The sequence below is a fragment of the Arthrobacter sp. RT-1 genome (assembly GCF_003367205.1).
GTDB lineage: Bacteria > Actinomycetota > Actinomycetes > Actinomycetales > Micrococcaceae > Arthrobacter.
Genome location: NZ_QRGQ01000002.1, coordinates 412,228 through 426,397, shown reverse-complemented (window position 1 = coordinate 426,397; position 14,170 = coordinate 412,228). Strand labels below are relative to the sequence as shown.

Below are 14,170 nucleotides of genomic sequence, written 5' to 3'. Positions count from 1 at the left end.
CTCCTGGTACCTCGGGGATGTCCGCCCGGGCGATGGGGTGCGCCGGGCAGAAGGGGTGCCTGAAAAGACTGCTGGTTACGGGAAAACGGCGAAGGACCTGTTGTTTGCCGGCGGGTGAACTGGAAGGGACCAATCCCCTGCCGCGGCCGCCGGCATGCCAAGGCTTATCCCTGCGTTACGGCGCCCCGAGGTAGATGCTGACGGCCGTACCGCCGCTGGGGGCGGGAGAAATCTCCAGCCGTCCGCCGTGGGCGGCAGCGATCCTGGCGCACGTGGCGAGGCCCAGCCCGGTGCCGGCGGGGTCGCCCGCCCTATGCAGCCGGACCAGGGGTTCGACTACCCTGCGCCGGTCTGTGGCCGCGATCCCTTTGCCGTTGTCCTCCACCCGGACCACTGCACCGGCTCCGGCTCCCTGCCCGCTGACGGTGATGACGGGGGGAACGCCCGGGCGCCGGTAGGCCACCGCGTTCTGGATCAGGTTCTGCAGGGCCACGCGCAGCTGGCTTTCGTCGGCGTCGAGAGAGAAATCCTCACAGTGCACTACGGCGCCGGCTTCCTGCAGGCCCAGCCTCAGGTCCTCGGTGGCGTCCCTGACCAGGCTTGCCAGCGACAGCCGGGACCGGGACAGGGAGCCGCCGACGGTAGAGAACGCCAGCAGCTCCTCCACCATGGACAGCATCCTCCGCGCGCTGCCGCCGACGATTTCCAGGTACTCTGCGGCCTCTTCCGTGTGGCCCGATTCTGCGTCTGTGGCACCCAGCTCGACGTAGCCCAGGATGGAGGTCAGCGGGTTGCGGAGGTCGTGGCTGACCCGGCCGGTGAATTCGGCGAGCCGCTCATTACTGTCCCTGGCTTCATCCAGGGCGGTGGCCAGGGCACCATGAAGTGCCGTGACCCGCCGGGCGGCCAGCAGGCGGGTGTGCAGGATGAAAGGGTCCAGCGGTTTGGCCACGTAGTCGTCCGCTCCGGCCCTCATGCCTTCCAATACGTCCTCCTGGGCGCCGTGCGAGGTCAGCAGCATGACGTACGCATAGGTGCCTGTTTCGGCGGCCCGGATGGCCCGGCACAGATCAAACCCATCCAGCCCGGGCATCATCACGTCGCTGATTACCACCTGGGGACGCCATTGCTGGTAAAGCTGCCACGCGGCATCGCCGTCCGCAGCGACGATGCAGTGATGCCCGGATTTCTCCACTGCGGCTTTCGCCACGAGCCGGGACCCTTCGTCGTCGTCGGCAACCAGCACCGTCATGGCGGCCCCGGGATTGTCATCCAGCAGTCCGGGAACCTTCGCGGCTTCCATGTCAGGGAGGTGCAGTCCTCCCGGCGCACTGGAGTTCGAATCAACCGTCATGATGCCCCCCGTTCACCGTCACGAAGCCGCCCTCCACCAGCGCGCTGGACCTATCGTCCCACGGGACAGGCTGGCCCGTGATGGCAACGGCAAAACGACGGCGGGAGGCTTGGTTCTAGCGGTCGTCCGCTTCTGCCTGCTGCCTTGTCATAAAGCGAGGACCGGTGGTTGACCCTGTCGAAACCGCTCGACACCAACCTCCTCAGCGAGCAAAAACTAGCAGCCGCTGATGATTGCTATTTGTTAGAGAAGAACGCTGTCATAACAATGACGCCGCCGACGAGCCCCAGGACACGGAGCACCTTTCCTGCCGTGGCCTTCACTCCCTGTTCTTCTGCCTTACGAGCGGTCATAAAGGCCACCACACCAAAGGTGATCCCAAAAATACATAACCCTACGACACCGAAAATAATCGAGTTCCGCCGATATCTTTGGCCAAGCACAAATCCCCGGAAGTAAGAATCTGCTCATCAACGGACATAGTGCCCCTACTGGTTTTTGGGGATCAGAAAAGTAAGCGAAAGTTAGCCTAACCGCTGCGCATGTTTTCGACATGCTGTGACTTTAGGACGGGCTTATCGCGCAACAGAGGCATTGACATGTATTTTGTTGCTTCAACAGCTTGGTTAAACGCTGCTCTGCTATGGCAGCAACCAACAGTCTTGTAGGGGGACCGATGGAGTTCGCAGAAAAACTTTCCGCTTTGGCAGCAAAGGTGCGCCAGCAGCGGGATGTGATCCAAACAGAAGAGGCAACGAAGAACGCGTTCGTGATGCCGTTCATCTCCACCATCCTTGGTTATGACGTTTTCAATCCCTTGGAAGTCGTGCCCGAGTTCATCGCGGACGTCGGGCTCAAGAAGGGCGAGAAGATTGACTATGCCATCGTCAAGGACGGCGAAGTCCAGATCCTGATCGAGTGCAAGAAGTCGACCGAACCGGTAAAAATTGAGCACGCGTCCCAGCTTTTCAGGTACTTCGCCGTGACCAATGCCAGGATCGCAATTCTCACCAACGGCGAGGTTTATCAGTTTTTCACCGACCTGGATGCGCCTAACCGTATGGATGCCAAGCCTTTCCTCGTGCTCGATCTCAACGACATCGACCAGTCACTGATCCCGGAACTGCAAAAACTGTCGAAGGAAGTCTTCGACCTCGATTCAATAATCAGCGCAGCGGGCGAACTGAAATACATCGGTGAACTGAAGCGGACGCTGGCGGCGCAGTTCAAGGAGCCTGAGGATGAATGGGTGAAGTTCCTGACCGGACGCGTTTACCCGGGCCCCTACACCCAAAAGGTGCGGGAACAGTTCACCGCCTTGGTATCCAAGGCGTCAAAACAGTTCTTGAATGACCAGGTCAACGAACGGCTGAAGAAAGCGCTGGGCGCACCCGGCTTCCCGCAAAACGAAGAAGTCGCAGTGGCTGCAACCGTCACCAGCGCTCCCGTCGCCGAAGCAGACCTAGCCGAGGCTGATGGCTTGGAGACGACCTTGGAAGAGATCGAGGGTTACCAGATCGTGCGGGCCATTGTCTGCAGCGAGGTTAAGCCAGCTCGTGTAGTACAGCGCGACGCCAAGTCGTACTTTGCAGTTCTACTGGACGACAACAACCGCAAGCCGATTGCGCGCCTGCACTTCAACCGGACGCAGAAGTACATTGGGATCTTCGACGAGAACAAGGAAGAAACCCGAGTACCCATCGCTTCCTTGGAGGAGATCTACGAACACACCGAGGCGCTGCGTGCGAGCGTCAAGAGCTACCTGCAGCCGCAATCCTGACCACTTCTGACTAACAACCCGCACAAGGGGGCGCTGGTGGTATCGGGTTTCGGCAATAAGGACTCTTCAGGTGTGCCTGCCAACGGCCATGACATTCCAGGCGTGAGGCGTTCGCCGAGCGGTCGTATCCCACAGTGGGCGATTGATGAGGCACTCGGCAAGCTTGAGAATCCCGAGCCCTGGCGGACGGCGGCAACCCAAGGCGCAGGAAAGAGGCGTCGCTTCCGGGAGACCAAGGCAGGTCGCACCCGTAAGTGGAGATCAGGGGTGGCCACGGTTCTTGGCGTCGGGCTCGTCGTCGGACTCTACTTCGCGCCATCATTGTTCGATCGGTACATCTTGTCGCAGGCACTGCCCCACTTGCCCGGCTCTGAAGTCCCGCCGCCAGGTTTTGAAGCCGCTTCATCCCCACTTGGTATCCCGCCTGCCAGCACCGGGTCGACGGCGTATGTCCTGCAGGAGTCGCCCGATGCGGACCAGCCGTTTGTGGCCTACGATCCGTGCCGTCCCGTTCACTACGTTGTCCGGACGGACCTGGCACCGCCCGGCACGGACCAGCTCATACAGGAGGCCGTGTCCGCCGTGTCCGCTGCTTCCGGACTGCAGTTCGTGTACGACGGGATCACGTCCGAAGCACCGACGAAGGTTCGAGAGGCGTACCAGCCTGATCGCTACGGCAAGAGATGGGCGCCGGTCCTGATTGCGTGGTCCACGCCGGAAGAGGCCCCTGAGCTGACGGGAAGAATTGCAGGAACGGGAGGCAGCGCCTCGATCCAGGTTCCGGGTGAGCCCTACGTGTACGTCACGGGCCAGGTACAGCTGGATGCGCCAGGACTGACTGAAACACTGGCCTCTCCGAATGGCCCGGCGTCGATTCGAGCCATCATCATGCACGAACTGGCGCATGTTGTCGGTCTCGGCCACGTGAACGATCCCACGCAGCTGATGTACGAAGAGAACAGCGGGCAACTGGACTTCGGCGACGGCGACCGCGCCGGGCTTGCGCTGCTGGGAACCGGCAAGTGCGTCCCGCGTTTATGAAGTGATGCTCCGCTTAGGGAGGTCCTGCCAGTACCCGTTTCAGCAGGGACTCCCACAGGCGCCGCGAAAAGCCGTTGACTGGAGGAAGGCCGGGCACGCCCCGGCAGCGACGTCATCAACGAGGGAGACTTCATGCACACTCGAACACTTGGGCAAGGTCTGCAGGTATCGGCTGTTGGCCTTGGCTGCATGGGAATGTCACAGAGCTACGGCCCCAACCCCGGGGACCGGCAGGCGATGATCGGGGTGCTGCGGGACGCCGTCGGGATGGGCATCAATTTCTTTGACACGGCGGAGGTGTATGGCCCGTTCGTCAACGAGGAGCTCGTCGGCGAAGCCCTCGCGCCGGTCAAGGACGAGGTGGTCATCGCCACAAAGTTCGGCTGGCGGATCGAGAACGGCAAATCCATAGGACTCGACAGTTCGCCGGAGCGGATCAAACGCGTGGCGGAGGAGTCACTCCGCCGGCTGCGCGTCGACACGCTTGACCTCTTTTACCAGCACCGGGTGGACCCCAATGTGCCTATTGAAGAGGTGGCCGGTGCCGTCGGCGAACTCGTCCAGGCCGGCAAGGTCCGCCACTTCGGGCTGTCCGAGGCCTCGGCTGCGACCATCCGTGCAGCGCATGCCGTCTTTCCGGTAACGGCTGTGCAGAGCGAGTACTCGCTGTGGACGCGGGACCCGGAGCCGGAAGTGCTGCCCACCCTGGCAGAACTGGGGATCGGGTTCGTGCCCTTCAGCCCGCTCGGCAAGGGCTTCCTCACCGGCACCGTAGACACGTCCACAGAATTCGCGGAAGGTGACGTCCGCGGCACCATCCCGCGCTTCACGGCCGAGAACCGCGCCGCTAACCAGGCGTTGGTGGACCACGTCGCAGGACTGGCCGCCGCCAAGAACGCCACCCCCGGACAAATCGCGCTGGCATGGCTCCTGGCACAGCAGCCATGGATCGTGCCGATCCCGGGGACACGCCGTCGCGAGCGCCTCGAGGAGAACGCAGCCGCCACCACCGTGGCGTTGTCCGCCGATGAGGTCGCCGATCTGAATGCTGTCGCCAGCCGGATCGGCGTGCAGGGAAACCGCTACAACGTCCTGCACATGGGCCTCGTCGGGCGGTAACGGCCTAACGCGCCTCACTCGGAAGCGGCCGACGGCGGGAGGTCCCCGCCGTCGACCGCGTTTCTGTTTGGTGGGGGTCGCTTCCCCAGTTGGTCCCGCTGGCACTCCTAGAACTGCCCGGTGGGGCCGCTGTCCTTGACTTCGCCGCGCCAGCCGCCGGTTTCGGTACCGCGCGATTCGATGAAGGCCTTGAACTTACGCATGTCCGCCTTCACCTGCATCTCGTCAATCTTCAGTGCCGCGCCTGCCTTTTCAGTGACGGTTTCCGGCGCCCATTCGAAATGGACCCTGACCTTGGTGTGGTTGGCATCCACCGGCGTGAACCTGATGATGCCGGCATGGGATTTGCCGTCGGTGCTGCGCCAGGCGATCCGGTCGTCAGGCTCCTGGTCAACGATCTCAGTATCGAATTCCCGCTGCACGCCACCCACTTTGGTTACCCAGTGGTTGGTGGTGTCGGTCAGCTGGGTTACGGATTCCACGCCGGACATGAACTGCGGAAAGGATTCGAACTGGGTCCACTGGTTGTACGCGGTCCGCACCGGGACATCGACTTCAACGGTCTCTTCAACGTGTTCCATTCTGCTTGCTCCTCATGACGGACGGCCGCAACAGCGGACCGGCAGCACTGGCAATCCTGCCAGTCAGGCAGCCGCCACACTTTCACCATAATTCCGCCCGTCACCGGGGTCCAGACCCTAAAATTGCAGGTCGGGATGGACGAATTGGCGGCGCCAGCCGGTAGATTTGAGCCGATGATTTCCATTGACCGGGACGACCCCGCACGCGCCGACGTCCATCAACTCCTCAGCGAACACCTGGCGGATATGTACGCCACTTCACCCGCCGAAAGTGTCCACGCCCTGGACCACTCCGCCCTGTCCGTACCGTCCATCACGTTCTGGACGGCCCGCGAGAACGGTGATCTGCTGGGGTGCGGCGCGCTCAAGCTCCTGGATTCCCCGTCCGGGCCAGCGATGCACGGCGAGATCAAGTCCATGCGCACCACGGCCAGAGCACGCGGCCGGGGCGTGGCTACCTTGATGCTCCGGCACATCCTCGACGACGCCCGCGCCCGGAACCTGGAGCGCGTCTACCTCGAGACGGGAACCGAGGACTACTTCGCCCCCGCGCGGCGGCTGTATGCACGGCACGGCTTCACCGAGTGCCCGCCGTTTGCCGGCTACACCCTGGATCCGCACAGCGTTTTCATGGAACTGGGCCTGTAGCGGGGACCCCGCAGCCAGCGGGCTCGAGAACTGACGTCACACAACGCGACAGCATCCCGCTCCGGACAGGCAACGGCCTACCCTTGACAGGTGACTTTGACTAAGATGCGCACCGCCGCCGCGAGCTCGCTCGCCGCCGCCGGTCTCCTGATTTCCCTCGCCGCCTGCTCCTCGCCGGCCGCCACCCAGCCAACCACTTCCGCACCGGCTTCCACCGCAGCGGCCTCAGCCAGCGCCGACGCCGGACCCTGCGAAGGCGTGAAGGTCATCGTGGATTCGGGCGCCCTCAAGCAGGACGCCGCCGACACCTCCGTTTGCGTGGATGTGGACGAGCCCACCGTCGCTTCCGAGATTCTCGACAAGGCTGACGTGAAAACCGAGGGCACCGAGCAGTACCCCACCGAACTGGTCTGCCGCGTGAACGGTGTCCCCGCCGCGGACTTCGACATTACCCACAAGGCCGGCACGTACCGTGAAGAATGCAAGGGGATGCCCGCCGCCTTCGCCTACTGGTCCCTCTGGGTGAAGCCCGCCTCCGGTGACTGGGCCTATGCCCAGGAAGGCCACGCCACCCTGAAAGTGAGCCCCGGCGAGAGCCTGGAACTGCTCTACACGGTCGACGGCGAACCGGCCGCCCCCAAGGCATGACCTTCCGACCCGCGCCGTTACGCGCCGCGGCGGCCCTGGCCGCCATCTTCGTCGCGGCGCGGGTCATCTACCGCATCCTTTTCCACGGGACGGCCATTGGCGGGCCGCTCCTGCTTGACCTGCCCGCAATCCGGCTGCCTGCCCCGTACGCCCACGTGGTCCTCCTCGGCCCCGTCACGGGATCCGGGCTGTGGGAGGCGGTGCTGTCCGCCCTGCCGATTGCCGGCGTGATCCTCGGTTTCGGCTTGCTCAACGCCTTCGTGGACGTGGCGCGCGGCTTCGTGCACCTGGCCCGCCGCGGCCCTGTGCAGGGTTTGGCGCGGACACTTGTGGTGGCGTGGGCGGCCCTTCCTGCACTGGCCGACGCCGTTGCCTCCGTGCGCCTGGCCTTCCGGCTGCGGGGTGAAAAGTTTGGAGCACGCGCCCTGGTGCCCGTGCTGGAGCGTACCCTTGAGCACGCAGGCCGGGTTGCCGCCGCCCTGGAGCTGCGGGGCTTCGGGAGCCGGGCGGCGCACCGCCCCGGCCAAAGTACAGAAGCGCCGGTCCTCATCCGGGACGCACAGTTCCGCATTGGTGGCGCGCAGGTGGCTGTGGCGAAATTCAAGCCGCCGCGCGGCTCAATAAACGTCATTACCGGGCCGACGGGCTCCGGCAAGTCCACCATCCTGGGGGGCATCGCCGGCCTCCTCTCCCACGTTGACGGCGGGGAAATTTCCGGCACCGTCAGCGTCGGCGGAATAGACCGTGCCGCCACGCCGCCGCGCGATACTGCCCGCCACATCGGCGTCGTCCTGCAGAATCCCCGCGCTGCGTTCGCCAGCACCCGCGTCCGGGACGAGATCTCCCTCGCCCTTGAGCTGCGCGGTGCCCCATCCGCTTCCGCCAAGGCCCGCGTGCTGGAGGTCGCCGGGCGTATCGGGGTGACGGACCTGCTGGACCGGAATCTCAGCACCCTCTCAGCCGGTGAGGCAACACTCGTCGCCATCGCTGCTGCCGTGGTGGATCATCCGGCCCTGCTGCTCGTGGATGAGCCCCTGGCGGACCTCGACACCGCCGCCCGCGGACGCGTCATCGCCGTGCTTCACGCCCTCGCCCGCGACGCCGGCGTCTGCGTCATTGTGGCGGAGCACCTTGCGGAAGCGCTCGTGCCGGTGGCCGATTCCTGGTGGACCATCGACGACGGCGCGCTGGTTCCGGGTGCCGCGCCCGCGCCGTCGCACCCTCTCGAGGCCCGTCCGATGCCGGTAGAGCCAACGGACCTCACACCCGTGCTGACGGCGACAAACCTTGCGGTGCACCGCAAGGGCCAGCCGCTCGTGCGCGACGCATCCCTGACCCTGCACCGCGGTGAAGTGGTGGCCCTGGTGGGGCCAAACGGGGCCGGGAAGTCTTCCCTCCTGGTGGCGCTCGCCCTGGGTGAAGGCACGGCGGGTGAAGGAAAGAGCGGTCCGAAAACGTACGACGGCGGCACGGTCGACGGGGGCCGCGTCGCCTTGGTGCCAGACGCCTCGGACGACCTTTTCACCAGGGATACGGTGGCAGGAGAGCTCCGCGCCGCCGAACGGCGGCTGGCCCGCCGCAAGAATGGCGGACAGCCGGAGCCCGGTTCTGCAGCTGCACACCTTGCCCGTCTGCGGGGAGACGTCAGTATTCCCATTGGCCACGAGCATCCCCGGGACCTCTCTGCAGGAGAGCGCAGGATCCTTGCCATCACGCTGCAGACCATGGACGACCCCCAGGTCCTCCTGATCGACGAGCCCACCCGTGGACTTGATCCGGCCGCGCGCACAGCAGTCTCGGCGGCGCTGCGTGCAGCGGCGGACACCGGCACGGCCGTCCTGATCGCCACGCACGACCTCGACTTCGCCCACGGCCTCGGCGCCCGGATCCTCCCGATGCGTGACGGCGTCGCGCCCTCTGCCGCGGCCGGTGCACCCGAACCGACCCTTCCGGATCTCCAACTGACAGCTGCCGGACCACAGCCAGAAGTCATCAACGAACAAGCAGATTCCCAGGCCCCGCAAAAACATCACCGCATCCGGCTGCCGCGCGGCGTCGAACTCGCAGTCCTCGCGGCCGCAAACATTCTGGCACTCGGCGCCTTCTGTTGGCCTTTGCTCGCCGCGGCCCTCCCCCAGGATGCCGCCGCTGCCCTCCCCTACGCGGCGTTGGCCATCGCGCCGTTAGCCGCGGTCGCCGTCGTCGTGTCCCTCGACGGTTCCGTCCGCTCGGCACACACGGTGGCGTTGCTCGGCGTCCTGGCCGCGGTCGGCTCGGCGGTGCGGGTGGCGAGCACCGGCGTCGGGGGCGTGGAGGCAGTCTTTATCCTGCTGATCCTGGCCGGGCGGGCGTTCGGTGCCCGTTTTGGCCTGCTCCTCGGCGCCGCCACCATCGCCGTCTCCAGCGTTCTGTGGGGTGGCGTTGGGCCCTGGACGCCGTTCCAAATCTTCGCGTGCGCGTGGGTGGGCGCCGGTGCAGGCCTGCTCCCCCGCCGGGTGCGGGGCAAAGCGGAACTGTGGATGCTGTGCGGCTACGGCGCCGTGGCGTCCTACCTGTTCGGTCTGCTGACCAACCTGTGGTTCTGGCCCTTCGCGGTGGGTGCCGGCACCGGCATCTCCTACGAGCCCGGCGCACCGCTGGCCACCAACCTCAGCAGCTTCCTGCTGTACTCGCTGGTGACGTCGACGGCGGGCTGGGACACCCTGCGGGCCGTCACCACGATCGTCGGAATCGTTGTGGTGGGGCGGGCGATTCTCGCCGCGTTCCGGCGGGTGAAGCCGGTCTCCAGCATGGGTAGCCAAGCCGCGACGGCGCACTCAACCCAAGCCAGGGACCGGCCGCAACTTAGGGTCTAAGGACCCCGCGGAAAGTAGCTCCTGCCGAAGGCCTTTGACTCGTATCGCGACCGTAAAGACTGCACATTGCCGCAGTCTCGGCTGGCGGGGAACCAGCCGAGACCTCGGTTTCAGGTGTGCGCGTTAGTGCGCCGTCACGTTGGACGAAGGCCGGCTAAATCTTCTGCCTCTCGTAATTGGCTTCCGGTCGGTGTCCATTGCCGCTGCCGTAGATGGGTGCTCCTGCGGCTGTGGCGTCCACGGCGTGCAGCGGTCCGGTGGCTGGGGCGGTGGATTCTTTGGTGGCGAGGATGAATTTTTGGTGGCCATGTTCATCGACGGCGGCGCGGACGGTGCGTCGCATGACGGAGTCGGAGAGTTGTTTACGGAGCCAGATGGGGTCCCGGCGAAGGTCCCGGGCGAGGGCGATGCAGAGGACGAGCAGCACGATAACGAAGGGCGCTGCGGCGACGATGGTCATCCGCTGAAGTCCGCCGAGTGCTTCGGCTGGTGTGTCACCGCCGGCCAGGAGCATCACGATCGCGACGGTACCCATCAGGGTTCCCCAGAACACGACGACGGGTTTGGAGGGTTTGAGGGTGCCGCGGGAGCTCAGTGAGCCCATCACGATGGAGGCAGAGTCGGCGCCCGTGACGAAGAAGATCGCGGTCAGGACCATAGCGAGGATGGCCAGGCCGACAGTAAGCCACTGGGGTGTACCGAGCCCGTTGAGCATCGCGAAGAGCGCACCGTCGAAGGAGATGGCGGGTGCACCGTCAACGATTGTCGCGATGCCGTCGCCGGTATCGGGAGTGCCGTCCGCGGCGCGCTGCTGGTGGATGGCTGTGCCGCCGAACACGGCGAACCACAGCAGGGAGACCAGGGACGGGACGAACAGCACGCCGGTGACGAACTGGCGAATGGTGCGTCCGCGGCTGATACGGGCGATGAACATGCCCACAAACGGGGTCCAGGACATCCACCAGACCCAGTAGAACACGGTCCAGCCCGAGAGCCAGGACCGCATTGTGTCATCCCCGGTGGCTTCGGTGCGGGCTGCCATCTCCGGCAGCTGCTGGATGTAGGAACCCAGGGCGGAGGGGATGAGGTTCAGGATGAACAGGGTGGGCCCGACGACGAACACGATGACGGCCAGAACGACGGCGAGGACCATGTTGGTGTTGGACAGGAACTGGATGCCCTTTTCCAGACCCGACACTGCCGAGGCGACGAAGCAGAACGTCAGGACGGCGATGATGATAACGAGCAGGGGTGTGGCGACTTCGCCGACGACGCCGTTGAACTGCAGGCCGCTGCCGATTTGCAGTGCTCCCAGGCCAAGGGACGCGGCGGAGCCAAAGAGGGTGGCGAAGATGGCGAGGATGTTGATGATTTTGCCGCCGATACCATCAACGGCCTTGCGGCCAAAGAGGGAGACGAACGATTCCGAGAGCAGGTTCTTGCGGCCCAGCCGGAAGGTGCTGTAGGCGATTGCGATACCGACGACGGCGTACATCGCCCAGGGGTGCAGGGTCCAGTGGAACACCGAGGTCGCCATCGCGGTTTCCACCGCTTCGGCTGTCTGCCCGTCCACGGTGCCCGGGGGCGGGGAAATGTAGTGGTACAGCGGCTCGGCGACACCGTAGAACATCAGGCCGATGCCCATGCCGCAGGCGAACATCATCGAGATCCAGGACCCGGTCCGGAACTCCGGGGCCTCTCCGTCCTTGCCCAGCGGGATGTTCCCGAAGCGTCCGACCGCCAGCCACAGGACGTACACGACGAAGACCGAGGAGAGGAGGACGAAGACCCATCCCGAGGTTCCGAGGACCCAGTTCAGCGCCAGTGTCGATGCGGCCGCCAGCCCATCGGTGTCGGTGAAACCCCACACCAGGAACGCAATGACCAGGGCACCGGTCACTACGATGATCGTCTTATCGAGCCCACGGGCGTGTTTCCTGAGTGCACCGCGCCGTTCGGCGACGCCGTCTTTTAGGTTTTCAAGGATCTTCACCTCCTCGGACTCGGTGCGGTGCAGGAGGGCGGTGTCATCCACGGGTGGCGCCGTTACCACCTCTTCTTCCGGCACGTCCGGAGCGGAATGTTTGGTGCTCATGGGAGCCTCTTTCAGCAAACGGTAGGGATTTTCGGGGCTTGCAGATGCGATGAAAGGCACTGCTGGGAAGTTGTCTTCCCATCAGGTCCCCACGGAGTGGGAAGCTGGGACGAGGGAACCGAAGGTTCCGGAGACTTTTGAAGGGTTAGTAGGAGGCCCGCCATTGGACGTCGACAAATTTGAACAGGGTGTTCATTGATTGAACATTCTCGATTGTGGCGCAGCTCACCCTGAACCACAAGGAGTATCTGCAAATATTTCGAACGTTACGTTCACTCAATGAACGGACTGGACGCGGAAGAGTGGGCGTAATACTGCCAGTCCGGACACGGAGGCTTCGTCAGAACGGCAGCGGCAGCCTGGCGGTCCTGCCGCCGTCGAGCGTGATGACCTCCCCGGTGAGAAAACCCGAATTATCGCCGGCCAGGAAAACAGCGAGGTCCCCTACGTCGCGAGGCTCGCCAATACGGCCCACGGGATGCAGCCTCTTCAAGGCGTCTCGCGCCTCTGCCGGTGCCGGCTGGGAGGCGAGATAGGTTTCGCTGAGTTCAGAGGCAATCCAGCCGGGGGCAATGGCGTTGCATCGAACGTTGTCGACGCCGAGATCCAGGGCGAGCGCTCTCGTCATCCCATGAATGCCCGCCTTGGATGCCGCATAAGCTGCGTGCTGGGGATTGGCGGCAATGCCTTCGATGGAGCCAATGTTGATGATGCTTCCGCCGCCGGCCTTACGAAACTGGGGAAGGACGGCCTGTGCAAGGAATAGCGGCGCCCGCAGATTCAGGGCAATCATGCTGTCCCACTCAGCGGGCGTGATCTCAGCGACACTGCGCTCGAACATGATGCCTGCGTTGTTGACGAGGATGTCCACCCCGCCAAGCCGGTCGACCACCTGATCGACGACCGCGGGAAGAACGGCCGTGTCCGCCAGGTCCGCGTGGATGCCAAACACCGAGGACCGGCCTTGCAGCTCCGGATCAAGTGAACGACGCTGAACGACGGCCACACGGGCGCCTTCGTCAAGGAAGCGGCCTACTACGCCCCTCCCGATCCCCTGGCCACCCCCGGTGACCAGGGCCTTCTTACCCAAAAGCTGCATAGTCGTGGTCAATCGGTTTCCGGGCTGGTGCAGAAGAAGCAGCTGTTGGCATCACAGTCGTCAGCAGCCGAATCGACAGCACCTTCGCTGCGGGTTGCTTCAGCATAAGGAGTGGCAGCCATGGCCTTATTCGCCGTACATCAAGCCGGCAAGGAATGAGTCCAGCTGCCGGCCCGGACCAGCCTCGCCGCCCCCAGTAGAGACAGGCCGCGCCTGCTCAAGGTACAAGCCTTCCCACGGCGAGCACTTAAGCTCCCCCGCTTCGTGGGAGACGCCTGTTTCAAAAGGAACGACAACGTCCCCTGTGGCCCCCGGCGAAAACTCCGGCGCGGACGGAGCATGCTCACGCCTCGCCACAGTGTTGCGGTGACCGAAAGCGGTAAAAATGGCGCGGTGCCCGATCGAGATAGACATGCTTGCTTTCCTTCCTTGACGCCGGCTTCGAGACGACGATGTCTCAAAACGGACCAAAATAAAATGAACGTGCCGTTCGATAAATGAACGTAATCCCAGTGTGGCACATCTCACGATTAGCGCGCAAGGGATGCCCTGCAGAAGTTCAGGGGGCGTGGGTGGGGCCCGCCTTGCAAAAGAACGTGAGGGTGGCCACAATAATATGTATGTTCATTTAATGAACGTGACGTTCAGGTAGCGGCGCGCCACTTGTTCCCGCCCGTGCATTCCTGAAAAGGAGGAATGACTATGCCGTACTGGCACCAAAAGCAGAAACAGAAACCGCGCAGGGAGCCTGCGGAAGTCCTCAGGGAGCGCGATGAGCGCCGGACCGCGGCATTGGTCCAATGCGTGAAGGAACTGTACGGCAGTCAACAGGGGCTGACGCACACCCTGGTGGCAGAGCGCACCGGCGTCCCGGTTCAGTACGTGCGCTGGAAGTACCCGTCCGTGGATCAGTTGCTACAGATGGCCGAGGCCTAGCCCGACAGGCTGTC

General features: G+C 64.2%; 12 protein-coding genes. 7 read left to right on the top strand and 5 right to left on the bottom strand.

The annotated features are described in order from the left end of the window. Positions 1-175 precede the first annotated feature (175 nt). The gene (locus DXK94_RS03360; protein ID WP_309544307.1) at positions 176-1,354 is read right to left on the bottom strand and encodes a response regulator; all 1,179 of its coding nucleotides are present in this window, start codon (positions 1,352-1,354) and stop codon (positions 176-178) included. A 676-nt stretch (positions 1,355-2,030) separates the two neighbouring features. Between DXK94_RS03360 and DXK94_RS03350 the strand changes: the two genes are divergently transcribed. From DXK94_RS03350 to DXK94_RS03340, 3 genes are all read left to right on the top strand, one after another. Continuing rightward, positions 2,031-3,134 (top strand): type I restriction endonuclease, encoded by a 1,104-nt coding sequence (locus DXK94_RS03350; RefSeq protein ID WP_115523820.1) that lies wholly within the window; start codon positions 2,031-2,033, stop codon positions 3,132-3,134. Between the two features lie 267 nt (positions 3,135-3,401). After that, positions 3,402-4,175, top strand: a complete 774-nt coding sequence (locus DXK94_RS03345) for a matrixin family metalloprotease (protein ID WP_258868418.1) — start codon at positions 3,402-3,404, stop codon at positions 4,173-4,175. Positions 4,176-4,307: 132 nt separating this feature from the next. After that, on the top strand, positions 4,308-5,294 hold the full coding sequence (locus tag DXK94_RS03340; protein ID WP_115523819.1) for an aldo/keto reductase: 987 nt from the start codon (positions 4,308-4,310) through the stop codon (positions 5,292-5,294). 107 nt (positions 5,295-5,401) lie between these two features. On the opposite strand, the gene DXK94_RS03335 is transcribed toward DXK94_RS03340, so the two are convergent. Continuing rightward, positions 5,402-5,875, bottom strand: coding sequence for an SRPBCC family protein (locus tag DXK94_RS03335; RefSeq protein WP_079595115.1), 474 nt, complete (start codon positions 5,873-5,875; stop codon positions 5,402-5,404). Positions 5,876-6,049: 174 nt separating this feature from the next. Here DXK94_RS03335 and DXK94_RS03330 point away from each other — a divergent pair, with 174 nt between their 5' ends. The 3 genes from DXK94_RS03330 (at position 6,050) to DXK94_RS03320 (ending at position 10,026) form a co-directional block, all read left to right on the top strand. Next, positions 6,050-6,523 (top strand): GNAT family N-acetyltransferase, encoded by a 474-nt coding sequence (locus DXK94_RS03330; protein WP_115523818.1) that lies wholly within the window; start codon positions 6,050-6,052, stop codon positions 6,521-6,523. 90 nt (positions 6,524-6,613) lie between these two features. Continuing rightward, complete coding sequence (locus tag DXK94_RS03325) at positions 6,614-7,171, top strand: hypothetical protein (RefSeq protein WP_258868417.1); 558 nt, start codon at positions 6,614-6,616, stop codon at positions 7,169-7,171. Continuing rightward, positions 7,168-10,026: an ATP-binding cassette domain-containing protein gene (locus DXK94_RS03320; RefSeq protein WP_115523816.1), complete on the top strand. Its 2,859-nt coding sequence runs from the start codon at positions 7,168-7,170 to the stop codon at positions 10,024-10,026. The genes DXK94_RS03325 and DXK94_RS03320 overlap by 4 nt, the downstream gene beginning before the upstream one ends. Positions 10,027-10,180: 154 nt before the next feature. On the opposite strand, the gene DXK94_RS03315 is transcribed toward DXK94_RS03320, so the two are convergent. From DXK94_RS03315 to DXK94_RS03305, 3 genes are all read right to left on the bottom strand, one after another. After that, positions 10,181-12,121 (bottom strand): BCCT family transporter, encoded by a 1,941-nt coding sequence (locus DXK94_RS03315; RefSeq protein ID WP_115523815.1) that lies wholly within the window; start codon positions 12,119-12,121, stop codon positions 10,181-10,183. Positions 12,122-12,461: 340 nt separating this feature from the next. After that, positions 12,462-13,220 (bottom strand): SDR family NAD(P)-dependent oxidoreductase, encoded by a 759-nt coding sequence (locus DXK94_RS03310; protein WP_115523955.1) that lies wholly within the window; start codon positions 13,218-13,220, stop codon positions 12,462-12,464. A gap of 126 nt (positions 13,221-13,346) precedes the next feature. After that, complete coding sequence (locus tag DXK94_RS03305; protein WP_115523814.1) at positions 13,347-13,634, bottom strand: hypothetical protein; 288 nt, start codon at positions 13,632-13,634, stop codon at positions 13,347-13,349. A gap of 282 nt (positions 13,635-13,916) precedes the next feature. Between DXK94_RS03305 and DXK94_RS03300 the strand changes: the two genes are divergently transcribed. Beyond that, positions 13,917-14,156 (top strand): hypothetical protein, encoded by a 240-nt coding sequence (locus DXK94_RS03300; protein WP_115523813.1) that lies wholly within the window; start codon positions 13,917-13,919, stop codon positions 14,154-14,156. The last annotated feature ends 14 nt before the right edge of the window (positions 14,157-14,170 follow it).